Source organism: Ensifer sp. Root278, from assembly GCF_001429285.1.
Taxonomy (GTDB): Bacteria; Pseudomonadota; Alphaproteobacteria; order Rhizobiales; family Rhizobiaceae; genus Ensifer.
In genome coordinates this window covers 1-18,910 of record NZ_LMJJ01000019.1, presented here as the reverse complement: position 1 = coordinate 18,910, position 18,910 = coordinate 1, and the positions used below count along the sequence as shown (strand labels likewise).

Sequence of the window (18,910 nt, the reverse complement as noted above, 5' to 3'; positions counted from 1 at the left end):
AATAGAGCCGCCGCTCTAGCCTCCCTCTCCGTTTTGATGCAAAAGCCAACTTCTCTGATCGCGGGACCCCGTGAGAAGAAAGGAATGCAGCCATTCTCACCTATCTCGTCCGCCGCTTTGCCATCCTCATCCTGTCGCTGCTGATCGCGGCGGTGGTGCTGTTCGTGTTGTTGCGCCTGCTCCCCGGCGACCCGGCCAATGCGCTTCTGTCCGTCGGCGCCGATGCCGCGCAGATCGAAAAGGCTCGCGAGCAGGTCGGTTCGAACCTGCCGCTCTGGCAGCAGTTCCTTCGTTTTGCCGGCAGCCTCGCCCGCTTCGATCTCGGCACCTCCTTCGTCAGTGGCAAGCCCGTGATCGAGGAGATCGCCGCGCGGCTGACGGTCACCGTACCGCTGGCGCTGATGGGCTTCCTGCTGTCCATTCTGATCGCGGTGCCGCTCGGCATTCTCTCGGCCGTCAAGGCCGACCGCTGGTATGGCGGATTGATCTCGACGGTCTCGCAGCTCGGCATCGCCATTCCGGTCTTCTGGGTCGGCATCCTGCTCGTCACTGTCTTTGCCGTCACCTTCCGGCTGTTTCCATCAGGCGGCTTTCCCCGCCGCGGCTGGCAGAATGAGGGACAGGTGCTCTATGCGCTGGCGCTGCCTGTTTTGACGATCGGGCTCGTCATGGGCGCATCGCTGCTGCGCTACGTGCGTTCGGCGACACAGGATGTTCTCGGCAGCGATTACCTGCGCACCGCGCGCGCCCTCGGCGCCAGCTTTCCTGAAGCGCTTGTTCGCCACGGCATCCGCAACGGCGCCGTGCCGATCGTCTCCATTCTCGGCATCGAGCTTGCCACGACCCTGCTCGGCGCCGTCGTCATCGAGCGTGTCTTCGCGCTGCCGGGTCTCGGCTCGATGCTGCTGCTCGCGATCGAGCAGCGTGACTATCCCAACGTCCAGGGCGTGCTGTTCATCTCGACGCTACTGGTGCTGCTGATCGGCTTTGGCGCCGATCTTACCCAGCGGCTGATCGATCCGCGCCTGCGCGAGCGCGCCGTTGGAGGCAGCGCATGAGCCCGGTCGAGACGTCGGTATCCAGACGGGAGCAACGGCACTCTCTTGCCCTCACCCTCGGGCTCGCGCTCGTCGGCATCAATCTGCTCGTCGCCCTGCTCACGCTGTTCTGGACGCCGTACGATCCTTTGAACGCCTCCGGTGGCCGACTGGAAGCGCCATCGCTCCTGCACTGGCTCGGGACCGACCGGCTGGGGCGCGACCTGCTCACGCAACTGATGATCGGTGCGCGAACGGCGCTTCTTGTCGGCACCGGCGCCGTTGCGATCGGCGCGACGGTCGGCGTCAGTCTCGGCGTTCTCGCCGCCTTTGCAACACGCCTTGCCGACGACGTGATGGCCGCGACGCTCGATATCCTGATCGCCTTCCCGACCCTGCTTCTGGCCATGTTGGTGGTCGCGGCAAGCGACAGCGCCAGTCTGTGGACGGCAATCCTGGCCCTTGGCCTCGCGATCTCCGCAACCGTCGCTCGGCTGACCCGCATCCTCGCCAAACGGGTGCTGCGCCAGGACTATATCGTCGCCTCGCGAACATCGGGAACCTCTTGGGCCGGCGTCGTTTTTCGCCACGTGCTTCCCAATATCTGGCCGACGCTCTCGGTCAATTTCGCTTTGCAGTTCGGCCTTGCCGTCATCGCCGAGGCGTCGCTCTCCTATCTTGGTCTCGGCGCACCGCCGCCAAACGCCTCCTGGGGACGGCTGCTGCAGGAAGCGCAGGGCACCGTCTATACGGCGCCGATCGGCGCGATTGCTCCCGGCATCGCCCTGGTCGCCCTTGTCATCGGCATGAACCTTCTCGCCGACGGCCTGCGCGACATCGGCGATCCGACACGCGGGAGATCGCGATGACAGCGCTTCTCAACATCCAGGGCCTCCACATTCGCGCCGGCGATAAGCCGCTGGTATCCGATCTCTCCTTCTCGATCCGGCCGGGCGAGCGCATCGGACTGATCGGCGAGTCCGGCTCAGGCAAGTCGATGACCGCCATGGCTGCGACCGGCCTGCTGCCCGTGTCGATCGGCGTAAGCGGTTCGATCGAGCTTGACAGCCAGCAGGTGGTCGGCGCCACCGACAGCGTCATGAACCGTCTGCGCGGCGCTGCCGCCGCCGTCGTCTTTCAGGAACCGCTGACAGCACTCGACCCGCTGATGAAGATCGGCCGGCAGATCGCCGAACCGGTTCGCCGCCGACTGGAGCGGGAGAGCGGCAAGACATCGAAGGATGTCGTCCAGCGCGAAGTCCGCGACCTCATCGACAAGGTGGCGCTGCCGCAGCCGGAACGCATCATCAACTCCTATCCGCACGAAGTGTCGGGCGGCCAGCGCCAGCGCGTCGCCATCGCCATGGCGCTCGCCTGCCGCCCGAAGCTCTTGATTGCCGACGAGCCGACGACCGCACTCGACGTCACGACGCAGGCGGAAATCCTCAAGCTATTGGATCAATTGGTGCGCGAGACCGGCATGGCGCTTTTGTTCATCAGCCACGACCTGCCCGTCGTTGCCCAGGTGGTGGAGCGCGTGATCGTGCTGAAGAACGGCGTTGCTGTCGAAGAAGGGCCCGTCAAGGCGGTCTTCGGCAACCCGCAACACGACTACACCAAAACCCTGGTTGAAGCGGCCCGCCTGTTCGACGAAGCGCTCGGGGCAACCGGATGATGATGCTCGATCTTCAAAACGTCAGCTTCGGCTATTCCCGCGAGCAGACCACGCTCAACGACGTCTCGCTGTCTGTCCGCCCCGGTGTCAGCGTCGGCCTCGTCGGCGAATCCGGGTCCGGCAAGACGACGCTTCTGCGGCTGATGCTCGGGCTCATTCGCCCGACCAGCGGCGTCATTCGCTTTGGCGAGGAGAGCCTCGATACTGGAAACAGTGCCTTCATGCAGCGCTATCGACGCGCGGTGCAGCCGGTCTTCCAGGATCCCTATTCGTCCCTCGACCCGCGCCAGCGGGTGATCGACATCATCGGCGAGCCGCTCAGGTCGTTGCGGATCCCGGGCGATCGCACGCAGACGGTCGCCGAAGCGCTCGAAGCGGTAGGCCTGCCGCTTGACGCGATGCGCCGCTATCCGCACGAATTCTCGGGCGGCCAGCGCCAGCGCATCGCTATTGCCCGTGCGATCGTCGCCCGTCCGCAGATCGTGCTCGCCGACGAAGCGGTCAGTGCGCTCGATCTTTCGACCCGCATCCGCATCGTCGAGCTCTTTAAGACGCTTTCGGAAAAACTGACGCTGGTGTTCGTCTCCCACGATCTCGGCGTCGTTGCCGCCCTTTGTGAAGAAATGATCATCCTGGAACGGGGCAAGGTGGTCGAGAGCGGCAAGACCCGCGACATTTTGGCTGTACCCAAGCACCCCTATACGCAGCGGTTGCTTGCCAGCATTCCGCGCATGCCTGCCTGACAAGGGATTGCACGAAGTTCTTGGGTCCGGACGAATCCGCCTTTACCCCCAAGGACTTGGTGATTCGTGGCCGCATTGATCCAGGACAACCCCTGAGACGCACTTCGTGAGCATAGTGCCGCCGGCCGCAGATACCCTGTGGCCGAACGCCCTGACCGGCGATGTTCAATTTCTTCTGGGGGTCCGGAAATCATGCCTACTCGCGCCATCTTGCCATCTGCCGTCGTCTTTGCCGTACTCGCGGCGCCGCTCGCGATCGCGACGGCGGCAGATCTCTCCGAGCCCAGCGCGGTCGCGGCACCGGAAATGCCTCTCGCCAGCGAGCCGGGCCGATGGATGATCCGCGCCCGCGCGCTGGCCGTCCTGCCCGACGACAAAGCCTCGCTCTCCCTGAATGGCACAGCGCTTGATGGCGAAAAGGTCGGCGTCAGCAATTCCGTCGTGCCGGAACTCGACATCACCTACTTCTTCACCGACAACATCGCGGCTGAACTGGTCCTCGGCACGACGCCGCACACGGCGCGCGGCAGCGGCTCGATCTCCGGTCTCGGCGAAATCGGCAAGGCGTGGCTGCTGCCGCCGACGCTGACATTGCAGTACCACTTCAACGTCACCGACGAGATCAAGCCCTATGTCGGCGCTGGCGTGAACTACACGATGTTCTACAACGAGAAGCCCCGGGGCGATTTCTCGAGCTTCAACATGAAGAACACCTTCGGCGTGGCGCTGCAGGCGGGCGTCGACATCAAGCTCGACGACCATTGGGGTCTGAACTTCGACGTCAAGAAGTTGTTCCTTGAGCCTGAGGTCAACGCGACGCTGCCCGGTGCCGGTGCGGTCAGCGGCAAGGTCAAACTCGACCCCTGGCTGATCGGCACGGGCATCAGTTACCGCTTCTGATCCGTTCGCGGAGCGACGCGAGAAACCGTTTGCGGCGCCGTAGTAGGCGCCGCAACTGTAGAGGCAGGATGTTAGAGGTGATGAGCCGTGACTGCCCGCGCAAGTTCACCTGACAACTGCCGGCTGCTGGCATGGGATATGTCGCCCAGTGACAGCATGCCGACCATGCGCTTGTCCTCGTCGATTACAGGCAGACGCCGGACCTGTTTCGCCTCCATCAGGTGGACGGCGTGTTCGATCGTCTCACCGGTGCGGCAGTAAACAATATCCCTGGTCATCAAGTCGCGTGCCGTCATCGAAGCGGGATCGCGCCCATTGGCAAAGGCACGCAAGGCGATGTCGCGATCCGTGACCATGCCGATCAGGCGGTCGTTTTCGCCGACGGGCAAGGCCCCAATATCCTCGTCCCGCATGATGCGTGCGATCGTCTTGATATCTGTTTCGGGAGAGATCCAGCGAGCGCCGGGATGCATGGCTTCCGATATTTTCATCGTACCCTCCTGTGCTTGAAAGCGGCGGAGAATAAGCTGACATCGTGGCCATTCATTGATCCACTGGCGACAGACGATTTCTATTGCAGCTCGAGAAGGAAATAGGTCGTCGGACCGGAGGGAAGTTTGTTTGAGAGACGGAAGGCGACGGCGCCCTTCCCCTTCACGACGGGCGCATGCACAGTCCCATCGAGACCAACAGGCGAGACGCTCCAGCTCGCAGCGCTTCGCTCCAGCGAAAGATCCACATAGCCTTCCCGGATCCGGACGGGCAACCGCCCGAAATCCTCGATCACCTTCTCTTCGGTGTCGCGAAATGTCATGCCGGTGTTCTGCGCATCGGTCGCAAAGATCAAGAGGAAACGGCGGCTCTTGCTCAGGGATGCTTCCGCATCGAGGGCCGAGACCGCGATCAGCCCATTGCCGTCGGCCCCGTCGATGCTCAGGACCCCGAGATCGATAGGCTCGCGTAGCGACGAGAAGGCTGCTGCTTCGGTCGCGGTCGTTGCAACGCGCAATTGCCCGGCAAAACGGTTCAGCACGATCTCGCCTGTGCTGCTCTGATAGATGCCGGCATCGATGTTCGTGCCATTGTCCGCCGGAAGCGCGCCGCTTTGGCGCAGGCTTTCGAGCAGCGCTTCGCTGTTTTGCTGACGTGGTTGCAGTACGGCAGGTGTTTTGTCGAGATCCTTTACGTCCTCAAGTCCGATCCTCCCGACGAGCGCGAGGTCGGTCAGATATTCCGGCTCCCGCGCCTGCATGTCGTCAGATAGATCCTCTTCACCACGCACGGCAAACGGGACGGTTACGTCCGATGTCGCAACGTCCCCGCGGCGGTAAAGCAACGCTGCCAGCGTCTCGCCGGCACGGGCGACGGGATCGAGGGCGATCGCATAGGGAAGCATTGCCTTCTTGTGTGCGAAGGGCTCGCCATAGGTAAGAACGATCGGGCCGTGACCATGGCGGCAAAGCGCATCCCAGCCTTGGAGCGCCGCATAGGCCGACATCGCCAGCCCCGCCTCGAAGCGGTAGCGGTTCCAGAAGAGATGATCGTATTCGCTGATCACGAAGGGCCTGCCGAGCCAGCGCGCTGCGGCGATCATCCGGATATAGTTCACCCCGTCGGCAATCGAGCTGGCCTGGGTGGTTTTGCTGCCCGGCGCGTAGCCGCTGACCCAGTCGTGATAGGTATTCATGGTCACGGCTTCGAGGTCGCGCCGGCTGAGCGACGCCTGGACCGTCGGCCAATTGTTGTAGTTGCTGATCAGGCCGCGGTAGCCAAGCCCGCGCAGCACCTCGCTCATTCGTGCGGTTGTGGCCCGTTCCGTCTCGATGAAGAAAGCCTGCAGATCCCGCAGACGCGCGCTGTCGCCGTAGCGGTCTGCGGGAAGCTCGACCGATCTCGCCTCGATCGTCTCATCGGAGCGAAGATCGGGCCAAGCCTTGGCCAAAGCTTCGGTGGAGCCATAGCGTTTCGCCAGCCAGTCATTGAAGGGCTTGGCGAGCAACGGATCGTAAGGCGCTTTTCCCGGCCGATCGTGCACGACAGCGTCGAACTCCATCCCGTTCTCGTTGGCGAGAATGACGACCGCCAGGGCATCGTCGCGGATGGGCGCGACGCCCGTATAGGGGTTCACGCGCGCAAGGATCGTTTCCTGCATGCGCTTCCAGTGATCGAACGCCCGGTCATCCACAAGCAGCTCGAGCTTGAGGTTTCCTCCATCGTCCCAGCGGTCGTCAAAGCCGCCATAGACGCCGCGCAGCGACGAGAGGCCATCGACCATCCAGTAGATGCCGTTGCGCTTCAGCGCCGCCAGCAGATACTGAATGCGGTCGAGGGTCTCGGGGTCGTAGTCGAAATCCCGGTCACGGCCGAACATCAGGCTGGCATCGACGAAATGCAGTCGAGCGAGATTGTAGCCGTGCATCGCCAACTGCCGGGCGTAGCGATCGGCCGTTACGTGATCGGGAAACCCGCCGGACGCCGGGCTCCAGGCGAGTGACGCGCAGAGCATCCTTTCAGGTTTTTCGGGCGAGCTCGCGAACGCGAGTCGGCCATTGGTGCCTGCGACCAGGCGACGATCCGCATTGATCGTCCCGTTCGGCAGGAAAGATGAGAAGTCGAGAGGGCTGCCAGCCTCTAGTTCGAGTGAGACTTCGCGCACGGGAAGCCACTGATCCGATGCGCGCATGGGCGAACCGAATGCGAGGAGCAATGCCGCAGCAGCGAACAGCCGACGCCCTATCACGCCGGGGCCCCGAGCAGCTTGCTCTCGATTGGCGCATCAGGCTTCCGGCGCGCCCGGAAGAAGCCGACCGGCAGGGCCGCCGCATGGAAGAACCAGGCAACGACGGTGTAGAGCCCCATGCTGATGCCCCCCTTGCGCAGGCTCATGAGCCCGACGACGCCGGCGAGGATCGCAAGGACCACGCCGAGCGCGAGCGCCCTGTTGGGCATGAAAAGCAGCAGGCCGAGCGAAACCGCCCACCAGAGATAAACCAGAGCCCAGAGCTTGAGCTCCGGCAGCTCCCTGATGAGCTGCAGGAAATAGGGCCGGCCAAGCGATGCGCGCAGCAGCTCGCCAATGCCGAACAGATACTTACTCTTCCAGCGGCGGACGAGCAGCCGGTAGGAATTGTCCGTGTGGCCGAAATGCTGGACGAAGCGGCGGTCGAGGCGATGCAGCTTCCAGCCGGCACTGCGCAGCCGGATACCGAGGTCGAACTCCTCGTAGCCGTGGAGATTGCGATCGGAGAGGTAACCGACCGCCTGGATCGCCGAGCGGCGATACAGGCCGCCGCCGTTCATGCGGTCGATCGCGCCGATGCGGTTCTCCGGCGCATTGCGCGTTACTCGCCGGGCAAATTCGAGGTTGGAAGTCAGCATCTCCTGGACATGACCGGTGACGCCGCCGACCTTAGGATTGTCGGCCAGGAACACCTCGGCAACCTCAAGAAAATCGCTGTCCAGAAGCATGTCGCCATCGAGCAGGCAGATGTGCTCGTGGCGGGAATACTGGAAACCGAGCTGCGGACCGATCCCGCAACTTGGAAGCGCCGGCGGGCTGATCTGGGCGATGACGACCGGATAGCGGGAGGCAATCTCTATGGTTCTATCGGAGGAACCGCTATCGGCAACGATGACCTCACCGCCGACCGTCTTGAGGGCGACAAGCGCACTCTCGATGTTCGCGGCGATGCGCTTTTCTTCGTTCAGCGTCTTGATGATGACGGATACTGCCACGCATTCTCCTCATATCAACAGCGCGTCGACAACCGCGCCCAAGTCGCGGGCGATCTTACCCGCGATATTTTGCGTTTTGGTTTACCGCCCCAGCAAACGCAGCAATGGCAACCGATAGCGAAAGAGGAACCAGCCGCCGAAGACGCCGCAGACACCACCGAGAAGCTTGACAGCGACATCAGCCGCCCGCGCATGGCGATCCGCCGAAATCATCTGCAAAAGTTCGAAGCCGATCGCAGTGGCAAGCACGAGAACCAAGACACGCACGAGGTGCTTCGGATAGGCGATCGCGAACAGCAGCCCCAGCAGGCCGAAAGCGCCGAACCGCTCGAGATGAACGAGATGCCCGATGCGCGGACGCAATTCGAGGGGAGACATCGTCGAATAGGCGATCACGGCAAAAAGGAGCCATGCGAAAAGGCCGGCGGCGCGTTTGAGGTTCATTGTCAGCTTGTCTTCCAGGCGGCGTGCAAGGCACGGCAATCGTCGAACGGACCACGACGGCGCCCGCCTGCCCGTCCAAACGTGCAAGGCGCGCTGTCGTACTTGATTGGCGAAGACACGGGCAGACGCGAACGTCGGCCTATTTCGCCAGCAATGCGCTATACACCGCCGCAGTCTTTTGCGCCACGTTTGTCCAACTGTAGGTAGCTTCCGCGTGGGCCGCGCGCTCCCGCACATCGTCATCGCTGAGTGGCGCAGCAAGCTTTGCGGTGATGCCGGCTGCAAGCGCATCGATATCGCCCAGCGGAAAGTACTCGTCGGGCGCAAGGTCCAGTTCCCGGTTGGGAATGATATCGCTTGCCAGCAAGGGCAGGCCGTAGGCCATCGCCTCCAGCAGCGCGATCGGCATGCCCTCATGGCTTGAAGGCAGCACGAACAGGGCGGCATTGGCGAAGAGTTCTGCCAGTCTATCGCCGGACTGGAAGCCGGTAAGCACCACCCCCGGCACCTCGGCGGCGAGGGTTCTCATCTCCCGGACATAGGGTGTCTCGAACTCCGCGCCACCGGCGATCACGAGCCGGACATCCGTCAGCCCACATTTCGCAAAGGCCCTGATGAGATCGAGCTGCCGCTTCTCCGGAACCAATCGTGCGGCGAGCAGGATGTAGCATCGCGGCGCCAGGCCAAATTCACGCAGGATACCGGCGTTGCCGGAGGGCAGCGTAATCGCGACACCATTTGGGACCAGCGTCATCGACACATGGTGGCGCGCGCGCATGGTCTGGACGATATCCTGCGATATCGCCACACGCCCATTCGAGAACCGCATGCCGAAGAACTCACCGAGCTTCAGCGTCCGCCTGGCAAAGGCGCCCCATTTCTGCCGGTCGTAGTCGTAGCCATGATGGGTGACGACAACCTTCAGTCCGAAAACGCGTGCAAGCGGCGTCATCAATGCCGGGCCGATGGCGTGGATATGCAATACGTCCGGTCGCCGCCAGGCGGCAAGACATACGCCGAGGAAGGTGTGAACGAGCGCCTCCAGCGCCATGCGGCGCGGCGACCAGAGAGGGATGACCTCGACCCCGTTCCAGGCGTAGCAGTCGCTTTCCTGAAGATAGCGCCGACGCCCGACGACCTCGACATCCCAGCCGTAGCCCAGAAGTTTGCTGGCGAGCATTTCGACGTGTTTCTCGACACCACCCTGAACGTTCGGAATGCCGCGCAAGCCCAGCATCATCACGCGCTTGCGCTCGCCTCTGGCGGCAACAGCTCCACTCTGGACGGCCAGAGCCCGCTGCCTTCCAGACAGAGCCGCGCCGCGCCGGGGCATCTGCGCGCGTCCCTCGGACAGCCCGGATTGTGCGATCTCCTGTGCAATCACCGGCTGCTGGCGGTGACTTCGCGAGACATCAGAGTTACTGCTCATGCGTCGCCTCGAAGGTTGTCCGTACCGGATTTCACGGCGAAATACTTATCAACCAAGTAAATATTTCATTGACCACTTATATAACTGACCAGAAACCATACGGCGAGCCCACATTACTACAAATTGCGCGCGACGGTTAACGGCGCCGGCCCTCCCCCGCCCCGAGCGATGCATAGAGGTCAAGTGTTCTGTCTCGATAGGCGGCAGCGGAGAATTCACTGGCGACCCAACGCCGGCCCGATGCCCCCATCGCCGCACGTTCGGAGGAAGGGAGCGCCGCCATCCGCGTCAGTACCCGTGCGAGATCGTCAGCATCACCGGGTTTTGCCGTCATCCCGGTCTCACCTTCCCGGATCATTTCGGGGATACCGCCGATCGATGCGCCGATGACTGGTCGTCCCAACGCATAGGCTTCAAGCACGCTGATCGGTGCGTTCTCGTACCATTCAGATGGCAGGACCAGGGCGCGTGCTTCCCCAATCAGACGGTGCAGGGCCTGGCCCGAGAGATAACCGGCGAATGTGACATCGGCCCCGGTCTGCTCGACCAGCTCGCGAAGCATCGCTTCCTCGGGCCCGGTTCCGGCGATCACCAGGCGCTGACGCGACGATGCCGCCGCTCTTACCAACGTCCCCAACCCCTTCTCCGGCGCCAGACGTCCGGCGAAGACGAAGTAGTCGCCCTCTGTCCATTGGTCGGAATAGTCCTCGACGTCGACGAAGTTCGGAATGTGGACCATGCGCTCACGCGGCCATCCCCACTCGACCAACTTGTCGACATAGAACTTGCTCGGCACGACGATGCGGTCCACCTGGTTGCGGTAGAGACCGAGCGCGCGGTGGACCAGCGTTTCCGCCAGCACCACCGCGCTCAGCGTCACCTCTCCCTTGATGCAGCGGTGGCGCAACACGTTGTAGACGTGCCCGCCGCGACAGTCCTCGCAGACGGCGCCATCACGCAGCATCTTGTAGGAGGGGCAGGCAAGCTTCAGGTCGTGCGCCGTCATGACGACAGGGATGCCGGCTTGCTTCAGCGTCGAGAAGATCGCCGGCGACAGATGATGATAGACATTGTGCGCATGGGCGATCGAGGGCCGGGCACTCCGGATCAGCCGGTCGACATTGCGCTGCGCCTCGCGCGAGTAGATCACGCTCGCCGCCTGCACGACCTTGCGCAGCAGATTGGTGCGCCGGCCATATTCGATCTCGGAGACGAAATAGTCGGACCATGGCGAAGGCTTATTGTCCTCATGCTCCATGGCGAAGGGCACCACGTCCCAGCCGATATCGCCGAACATCTTCATATGGTCGAAGAAAACCGCTTCGGCGCCGCCGCGGCGATAGAAGTAGTTGTTGATGGCGAGCAGCCTGTTGTTGCCGTTTCGTTGGCCAGACATGGCGCTCTCCTACCAGCCAAGCCTGTCGAGCACCCGCTCGACGGGCAGGACCACGCATCCCTTTGCGACCGCGTATTCGACGAGGTGTTCCAACGTTTCCGGCGTGCAGCCATAGGGCGTCGGACGCGCGGCGATGTCGTGGGTGAAAAACACGAGCCAACCGGGCCGGGCGACCACATCGTCGATCCAACCGCTCAGTGCGCGCGCATCCGCTTCCGGCTGTCGGATCTCTACTGCCTTCAGCATCAACGGGTCGACGGCGGTGCGGTTGATGCTTTCGCCAGCGGCGCGGCAGGTGCGGTAGCGCCGACCCAGTTCCCGGCGCGACAGCGGCCAGGCGGCATTGTAGGGAAAGGCGAAATTCGTCGCTGCCGCCCCGACACCGCTGCGCTTCAGATAATCGGTATTGCGGTCGAGATCCCGAGCAAGACCGGCAGCACCCAGGCGCCTGATCTTGCTATGTGAAAAGGTATGGCAGCCGACTTCGTGGCCGCGGTCGGCGAGATCGGCGCATCCCTCCGCTGAGATCAGAGTGCGATCAGCTTCGACTCGATCAGCCAATCCGCCGGCGATGTAGAACGTTCCCCGCGCACCGTGGCGCTCGAGGATCGCGGCACCGTTATGAAGCGCAGTATCCGGCACGTCATCGAAGGTGAAGGAAACGAGTGGCACATCGGTCACAACGTCGCGCGGCTTAGCCGCGAAGCGCCAGATCAACCGGTTGGCGACGCGATCGACAAGGCCGTCGACGGTTTGCAGGAGATCAGGCATAGACGGCTCCGGATTTTACCTGCTGCGGGGCCACCGAAAGAACCGCGCGCGATTGAAGGTGCAGGCCGTAAAGGGAAAAGAGGAATGTGAACCACAGCAGGTTGCCGCCCTCGAAAAACAGGCTTTCGAGGCCGGCGTTGAAGATCGTGTAGAGCCAGACGCGGATGTAAAGCCGGGTCAGATGCGAATGCTCCACGGCCGGTGCCAGGCGCGCGATGTTGCGGAGAGGCAGAACCAAAAGCCAGATCACCGTCAGCAACAATCCGGGAAAACCCGTCGTCAGGGCGATATCGAGATAGGAGTTGTGACCATTTGCGGCCGCCACAGCCCAGGTCTCGATCGAGCCGCCGCTGTTGACCAGTTCCGACGTCTGCCAGAAAGCCTTGAAGCCGTAGCCGGTGATCGGTTGTTCGGCGAGCGCCGTGAAGGCGAAGCGCCAGATATCGGCGCGATTGGTAAAGGTCGCATCGATGCCAAGCTCGGTGACGAAGTCGCTGAGTGGCTTGAACACCGCGGAGCCGACGGCGAAGAGATTGAACAGACCGACCCCGCCGATAACGATCGGGATGCGCAGGAAGCGGAACCGCTCGAAAACCCAGGCAAGCAGCACGATCGCCGGCAGCATGGCGGTCGAAGTCTTGCCGCCCGTGTGGAGCAGGAAGTTGAACGATAAAACGACGATAACCAGCCCAGCCAGTCGTGACCAGACGTTCATGACGAAGAGGCCAAAGAAGGCGGCAATCACCATGGCCGCCGCAGCGCTGTTCTTGTGGGGGAAATGACCACGCCAAAGGCCGGCGTTCATCGGTTCGCGCAGTTCGGAGGCCTGGTGGATCGCCAGGGTCGGCTTGAAGAGAACCCCGTAATAGGCGACCGCCAGCATGAACAGGGTGCCGATACCGAGCATCTTGGCGAAATGTCGCTCCGAAGCGGGCAGCAGCAGGTAAATGCTGGCATTGATCGTCACCATTACGGCGAGCACGGTCCCCTTGATGCCGAACATCGGATAGGCCGATATGGCCGAGACGAACAGGAACCAGATGTAGAGCACGGCCAGCAATGGCCGCGGCTGCAGGATGATGCCCCGCATCGGGTGCGCCAGCCCATAGGCCAACATGGCCGCGAAGAGTGCAAGCGATACGATCTGGTTCAACCGATTGGAGTTGCCGGCCGAAGGATCCAGCACCGCCGCCCCGGTCAGGTCGATAAAGGGCGTGGTCGTTATCCAGAAAAACAGGAACGTCGCCATGAAGAGCACGGTTCCTATACGGACGCGGAGCAGGTCCGCCGGGCTCTCCTCGCGATAGACGGCGCTCGTCATGCCGTCCCCCTTCTCAGGCCACTGCGAGCCGGCGTCCGCGCAGGAAACGCCAGAGCCCTAGCGTCAGGGCCAGGCCGATACCAAGTGCGAGACCGAAGATTACGCCTCCCGCGAGCAGGATCAATGTCCGCGGCGGCCAGCTCCGCGCATTCGGCGGCAGCGCGCGCGAGATCACGCGGACATTGGTCGTGTCGATCTGCTGGCGCTCGGTGATCTGCTGGGCGCGCGCCAGGTGGGTCTCGTAGATGGTGGCCTTGGCGCGGGCATCTCTCTCGAGATCCCGAAGTTGCACCTGAGCCTCGTTGTCGGAAAACACGTTGGACTTCTCGTCGCTCGCCTTGGCCCGCAGGGCAGCAAACGCCTGCTGCTCGCGACCCATGTCCGCCTTGGCACGATCGAGAATGCGGCGCGCTTCGTCGGTCATAGCGCCTTCCAGCGTCGTGCGCTCGGACCGGGCATTGACGAGACGGGGGTGACGCTCGCCATAGGTGCGCTGCATCGAGGCGATCTGCTGCTGCAGCACGTTGTACTGCTCGCGCAGGTTCGTCATGTTGACGGATTCGAACTCCGAGGCGCTCGCGATTCGGCCCTGAGCGATAGCATCGTTCATCTGCCGATAGCGCGTATCCGCCTGGATGAAGCGCTGCTGGGCGTCGAGAACCTGCGTGTTCAGTTCGTTCGAAAGCTGATTGCTGACGAGCTGGCCGTCATTGGTCGACTGCAGACCATTCTTGCGGCGGAAATCCTCGACGGCGCGTTCAGCCTCGGTGACATTGTGGCGCAATTCATCGAGGCGCGCATTGAGGTTCTGGGCAACACGGCCGGCGCTCTCGGCGGCAGATTGAAACAGCTCCTGCTCAAAGGCCGCGACGATCGTGTTGGACAGTGTCACCGCCTTCGCCGCCTCCTCGCTCCAGACCTTCATGACCACGACGAAGGAGCGCTCCTCGCGCCGGGCTTCGACGCGCTCCGATAGCGCTCGCATCGCGGCAAGTTCATTTCCTGCCTGCTGCTCCGCCTTCGTCGAAAAGAGGCTCTTCAGCGAACCGAAGGCCGAGGGCTTCACGAACTCCGGATCCTCGGCAAGGTGCAACAGGTCGATCACACGCGACAGCACGTTGCGCGACGTGAGAATGCGAAGCTTGCTTTCGACTTCCAGCAACTGCGCGTCGCGCTGCGGGTTGGAGGTGAAAACGTCATCGCTGACGACATTCAGATTGGAGGGGTCGACAACGATGTCGGTGTAGACATTGTAGCGCGGCGTCGCCGTCATCGCATAGGCAAGCGCGGCGGCCACACAGAGTATCACTGCGACGACGATCCAGAGGAGCCCGTCGCGCAGCCAGCCGATGATATCATCGACGCCAATGTTGCCGAGTTCGTTCAATCCGGGGAGATAGCTGTCGCGACGCACCGGTGGGGGTGACGCAGCGGCCTTGACTTGGCGCCTTGATACTTCCGAGGGTTCATTGGGTTGCGGCCGGGCGTTTACATACTTCTCGGCCACCTGCTCCGTTTCCGGCAAGTCAGACGACAGCAGATCGAGCAACGAGCCTCTCGCGGCCGGTGCACGCTGATCGTGCGCCTGCTGGCTGGGCCTCCGTTTTTCGGCCTCGTCCGGCCTGTACATAAGCATCCCTCACGCACGCCCATCAAGACGCGAAGATCGTGACCCCGCGAGCCGCCATCTATCGCAGAATTAAGGTTGTAGGGTGAATATTCCGTTAAACGGCAGGGCTTGCCGCTTAACGCGCGGGGTCAGAAGTCAGTCAGCAACCGGCTCCAGCTCTCCGACGCCAGTCCGCCGACATAGATGTCGTTGCGTTGCGCGGCATCCTTGAGATCCGCGTGCCGGGTCACCATGCAGAAGTAGCCGCGATGATGGAAGGAGAGCCATCTCTGGCGAGAGATCGCGTTCATCAGGAAAGGCTGCGCGCTGCCGACGGCAAGCGCATAGCCCTCCGCATCAAGCGAATGGAACATTTGCGCGGTGACGTCGAACTCACGGCCCGCCTCGCAGACGATGTTGAGCACCGTCGCCGTCTCAGCGGCCTTGCCGAAATAGAGATAGGCGCCGATCACGCGCCCGCCCTCATCCACGACCTCCCGGCTCAGGAGTTCCCCCAGAGTGCTGTTCAAACCGGCGACGGCCGTCAGCCAGTCGAATTCACTGCGGGACCAGACGGGTCTGACGGCAAAACGCAGGAGCATCGGCTCGGCGCATTCGACAAAGGCCGCGGGATCGATGGCGCGCGTCGTGCAACCGGCTCGCGCATCCGGCTTCGTCCGGGGGCGACGGCGGCGCAAGATTCGATCGGCAACAGCAAGCGGCCCCATGACGACGCGCGACCGGAGGAGCGGTGCCTGCCGGCCAATCGTCAGAGCCCAGGCTTTGAGCGGCCGAAAGGCACGGCGCCAATCGAGGCTCTGTATCGGAAGCACGACGCCCCCGCCTGCCACCCAGTGGTCCGCACTGACCGGCGACGAATTGTCCGAAAAGCACATGTCCTGTCTGGCGGCGCGCATGGCGCGGGCAAGGCAGGCCGCGCCGACTGCGCCGGCCTTGCCTTCGGACATGAAGGCGCAAAGCAGTTTCGCCACCGTATGTCGGCCATTGACCGTGAACTCCATCGGCAGCGCCAGTATGGCGCTGCCGATACCGCCAGTCCCGTCGTCATAGACGATGCTGCCGTTTTCCGGCGTATAGAGCGGGCTGCCGAAGAAGGTGGTCTCGAGATATTGTCGAAGCTCTTCGCTCGCCGCCTCTTCGCGTTTGCGAAAGATGCGGGTGAACATGCTGCTGACGATGGGAATATCCCGCGGCTCCATGGCCCGTACGTTGCCCAGGCGCGGCGTTTCCCGGCCGAGCGGCCTTGCGGCATGGCTGTTTTCGGCCTCAAGCTTCATGGGCCATCCTCGTTGCCAGAGACGCGCCGCCAGCGGCCTGCTCCCGATCATTCCGCACGAAGCGCAAGAAGACGGTCCAGGACACCAAGACCATCGCAATTTCGATGACATAGAAGGAGACGAAGGTTCCGGTCGGCGGCGCATGCCAGGTGGCCCAGGCCGTAAGCGCGGCGCCGAGCACGCTGCCGAGGCCCATGACCGAGGCGCGCGCCGGATGGTGCCCAGATGCGCCGAGCGCCTCCATCGCCACCGTCCACATGGCAAGCGGCACCACGACCCAGCAGAGGATGCGGACGAAGGAAACGAGCGACACGTAATCCTTGCCGAAAAGATAGGGCAAGACTGGAGCGAGCACAAAGACCGCGACGGCGGCAGCGATACTGATCGAGGTGGCGGCAATCAGCACCTTGCGCACACGTTCGAACGCATGGTGCAGCCCGGTTGCAGTCGCTTTCGCGGAGCCGGGATAGATCAACCGGTTCAGCGCTTCAACCGACAGGTAGCTGCTCTCCAGCATACGCCGCGCGACGCTGTAGCTCGACATGACCTCGGCAGTCGCCACCAGGCTCAAAACCAAGAGGTCGGCATTCTGCCTGACGGCCCGCAGGATGAACGGGATGCTGAAATAGAGCCCCAGCGGCAACTCTTCACGGACGATGCCATAGGTCGGACGCCCCAGCACCTTGACGGCACGCCAGCATCCGACAGCCACGAGCACATGACAGATGAACTGCCACACCGCCCAGGAGGCGACCGTCGCAGCTCCGAACGCGATACAGGCGAGCGCGGCGGCAATGGTGCGCGCCACGGCAAAGCCGACGACGACCTTGTTTGCCGAGGCAAAATTCGAATGCGCGAGGAAAATCTGCTCCGCCAGCACGATGATGCGAACGAAGACGATGTTGGTGATGAGCATCAGCGTGATCACCGCGACATTGGTGGCGGGATCCGGTGACAATGTGAAGAAGAATGGCAGGACGGCAGCGCCGAGCAGAACCAGGATCACGCCGCTCACGGCGGTCAGCAGAATATTGTGCCCGAGCATGCGCGCGTACATGCTGCGATCGCGCGCCACGCGGCGCACCAGGCATTCCATCGCGCCGAGACCGCACAGGTGCACGGCGATGTTGGCGACAGCGGTAATTGCGACGAAAACGCTGAACTCATGCACGCCGAGCCAGCGCGCCAGGATAGCAAACGTCAGAAGCTGGGCGGCGGACCCGATGACGAGGCTGCCGCCAGATGCAGCATAGGACATGATCATCGAGAGGAACGGTCTGTGCGCGCGTTCCTTCACACCTTCCGAAGCCATTCCGATCTGCCTTTGACACCAACCAGCCGTTCATTGCGCAGAAGCGCACTCAATGACAGCGAGCAATCGCCTTTGATCGCTGCGCAAGGTAGCAGGTAGAGATGATTGCGCGGTTAACACATGCGCCGCAATTGCATTTGAGCTTCATTTACCCGATTACAATAGTCTGCAGCACTGCGCGTCTACAGATTTATCCAGGAACAATTCGACCGAGGACATGAGGGGGTGGCCGTGCCGCACAACGACAATCATATCCGTCTGCATCGCTTCATGGGCGTGGAGCTTGAACTGGCACCCGACGTTCTCGTCCCGCGCGAGGAAACGGAGCTCCTCGGAAGAAAAGCCGTGTCGATCCTCGCGGATGGCCCTTCGGCACCAACCGTCATCGACATGTGCTGCGGCTCTGGAAATCTCGCACTCGGTATCGCCAACGATGTCCCGTCTGCCCGCGTCTGGGGCGCCGACCTCACGGACAGCACCGTTGCGCTGGCGCGCCGCAACGTCGACCGGCTCGAGACGGGCGCACGTGTCTCCATCCGGCAGGGGGATCTCTTCGCCGCCTTCGAAGGCGATAATCTCGAAGGCGCGGTCGATATGATCGTTTGCAATCCGCCTTACATCTCGACCGGACGTCTGGAGGGAGACCGGGCGCACCTGCTTGAAAGCGAGCCGCGTGAAGCCTTTGATGGCGGCCCCTATGGCATATCCATTCACCAGCGCCTGATCCGCGACGCCGTCGCCTTTCTGAAGCCGGGCGGCTGGCTGCTGTTCGAGTTTGGCGAGGGCCAGGATCGACAGGCGGCGGCCCTTCTGTCGCGCATCAAGACCTATGAGCCTGTGACGTTCGCAACCGATCGCGACGGCAAGCCGCGCGTCGCCATCGTCAGAAAAATCGATGACCGGGCCGGAAGCTTACCCAGATGAGCGAAATCCGTTCGCTCGAACGCGCGGACATCCCGGCGATTGCAGGCATGTTCCAGCGGGTGTTCCGCAATGACCAGAGCACACCGCCGCCGGCACTTGCCGATTACATGCAGCAGCTTTACCTCGATGCGCCCGGCTGCGATCCGCAGATACGCCCCCTCGTGCACGTGAACGACAAGGGCGTCATTTCCGGATTTGTCGGCGTCAACGTCCTGCCCATGGTGCTGAATGGCCGCCGGCTGCGCGCCGCCATCTGCGGCTCGCTGATGGTCGAGGATCGCGAGAGCGACCCCCTGGCCGGAGCGCGCATCCTCAA

At 62.8% G+C, this 18,910-nt stretch carries 17 protein-coding genes and 1 pseudogene; 7 read left to right on the top strand and 11 right to left on the bottom strand.

Going from position 1 to position 18,910, the window contains the following annotated elements:
- Positions 1 to 92 precede the first annotated feature (92 nt).
- The 5 genes from ASE60_RS15810 to ASE60_RS15790 all read left to right on the top strand — a co-directional run bounded on the left by ASE60_RS15810 (position 93) and on the right by ASE60_RS15790 (position 4,355).
- On the top strand, positions 93 to 1,058 hold the full coding sequence (locus ASE60_RS15810; protein WP_057251520.1) for an ABC transporter permease: 966 nt from the start codon (positions 93 to 95) through the stop codon (positions 1,056 to 1,058).
- The gene (locus tag ASE60_RS15805; RefSeq protein ID WP_057251519.1) at positions 1,055 to 1,906 is read left to right on the top strand and encodes an ABC transporter permease; all 852 of its coding nucleotides are present in this window, start codon (positions 1,055 to 1,057) and stop codon (positions 1,904 to 1,906) included. Before ASE60_RS15810 ends, ASE60_RS15805 begins: the two co-directional genes overlap by 4 nt.
- Positions 1,903 to 2,712 carry an ABC transporter ATP-binding protein gene (locus ASE60_RS15800; protein WP_057251518.1) on the top strand — a complete coding sequence of 270 codons (810 nt, stop codon included), beginning with the start codon at positions 1,903 to 1,905 and terminating at the stop codon, positions 2,710 to 2,712. The genes ASE60_RS15805 and ASE60_RS15800 overlap by 4 nt, the downstream gene beginning before the upstream one ends.
- Positions 2,709 to 3,455, top strand: a complete 747-nt coding sequence (locus tag ASE60_RS15795) for an ABC transporter ATP-binding protein (protein WP_057251517.1) — start codon at positions 2,709 to 2,711, stop codon at positions 3,453 to 3,455. Before ASE60_RS15800 ends, ASE60_RS15795 begins: the two co-directional genes overlap by 4 nt.
- Positions 3,456 to 3,647: 192 nt before the next feature.
- A complete protein-coding gene (locus ASE60_RS15790; protein ID WP_063891513.1) occupies positions 3,648 to 4,355 on the top strand; it encodes an OmpW family protein in 708 nt (235 codons plus the stop codon).
- A 71-nt stretch (positions 4,356 to 4,426) separates the two neighbouring features.
- Here ASE60_RS15790 and ASE60_RS15785 read toward each other — a convergent pair whose 3' ends face one another.
- The 11 genes from ASE60_RS15785 to ASE60_RS15735 all read right to left on the bottom strand — a co-directional run bounded on the left by ASE60_RS15785 (position 4,427) and on the right by ASE60_RS15735 (position 17,670).
- Entirely contained in the window at positions 4,427 to 4,846 is a 420-nt protein-coding gene (locus ASE60_RS15785; RefSeq protein ID WP_057251516.1) for a CBS domain-containing protein, read from the bottom strand.
- An 80-nt stretch (positions 4,847 to 4,926) separates the two neighbouring features.
- Positions 4,927 to 7,038 carry a hypothetical protein gene (locus ASE60_RS15780; protein WP_057251537.1) on the bottom strand — a complete coding sequence of 704 codons (2,112 nt, stop codon included), beginning with the start codon at positions 7,036 to 7,038 and terminating at the stop codon, positions 4,927 to 4,929.
- 53 nt (positions 7,039 to 7,091) lie between these two features.
- Positions 7,092 to 8,090: a glycosyltransferase gene (locus ASE60_RS15775; RefSeq protein ID WP_057251515.1), complete on the bottom strand. Its 999-nt coding sequence runs from the start codon at positions 8,088 to 8,090 to the stop codon at positions 7,092 to 7,094.
- 81 nt (positions 8,091 to 8,171) lie between these two features.
- Complete coding sequence (locus ASE60_RS15770) at positions 8,172 to 8,534, bottom strand: VanZ family protein (RefSeq protein WP_057251514.1); 363 nt, start codon at positions 8,532 to 8,534, stop codon at positions 8,172 to 8,174.
- 139 nt (positions 8,535 to 8,673) lie between these two features.
- Entirely contained in the window at positions 8,674 to 9,774 is a 1,101-nt protein-coding gene (locus ASE60_RS15765; protein ID WP_244495634.1) for a glycosyltransferase family 4 protein, read from the bottom strand.
- Between the two features lie 325 nt (positions 9,775 to 10,099).
- On the bottom strand, positions 10,100 to 11,359 hold the full coding sequence (locus ASE60_RS15760; RefSeq protein WP_057251513.1) for a glycosyltransferase family 4 protein: 1,260 nt from the start codon (positions 11,357 to 11,359) through the stop codon (positions 10,100 to 10,102).
- Positions 11,360 to 11,368: 9 nt separating this feature from the next.
- Entirely contained in the window at positions 11,369 to 12,130 is a 762-nt protein-coding gene (locus ASE60_RS15755; protein ID WP_057251512.1) for a polysaccharide deacetylase family protein, read from the bottom strand.
- Positions 12,123 to 13,451, bottom strand: coding sequence for an O-antigen ligase (locus ASE60_RS15750; RefSeq protein WP_057251511.1), 1,329 nt, complete (start codon positions 13,449 to 13,451; stop codon positions 12,123 to 12,125). Before ASE60_RS15750 ends, ASE60_RS15755 begins: the two co-directional genes overlap by 8 nt.
- A gap of 13 nt (positions 13,452 to 13,464) precedes the next feature.
- Positions 13,465 to 15,081 (bottom strand): GumC family protein, encoded by a 1,617-nt coding sequence (locus ASE60_RS15745; protein WP_057251510.1) that lies wholly within the window; start codon positions 15,079 to 15,081, stop codon positions 13,465 to 13,467.
- 128 nt (positions 15,082 to 15,209) lie between these two features.
- Entirely contained in the window at positions 15,210 to 16,280 is a 1,071-nt protein-coding gene (locus ASE60_RS15740) for a GNAT family N-acetyltransferase (RefSeq protein ID WP_112994701.1), read from the bottom strand.
- A gap of 67 nt (positions 16,281 to 16,347) precedes the next feature.
- Positions 16,348 to 17,670 carry a lipopolysaccharide biosynthesis protein gene (locus ASE60_RS15735; protein ID WP_057251508.1) on the bottom strand — a complete coding sequence of 441 codons (1,323 nt, stop codon included), beginning with the start codon at positions 17,668 to 17,670 and terminating at the stop codon, positions 16,348 to 16,350.
- Positions 17,671 to 17,940: 270 nt separating this feature from the next.
- Here ASE60_RS15735 and ASE60_RS15730 point away from each other — a divergent pair, with 270 nt between their 5' ends.
- Positions 17,941 to 18,594, top strand: coding sequence for a HemK/PrmC family methyltransferase (locus ASE60_RS15730; protein ID WP_082615888.1), 654 nt, complete (start codon positions 17,941 to 17,943; stop codon positions 18,592 to 18,594).
- Positions 18,591 to 18,910 (top strand): annotated as a pseudogene (locus ASE60_RS15725) (hypothetical protein); the annotation flags it as partial. The gene ASE60_RS15730 and the pseudogene ASE60_RS15725, both read left to right, overlap by 4 nt.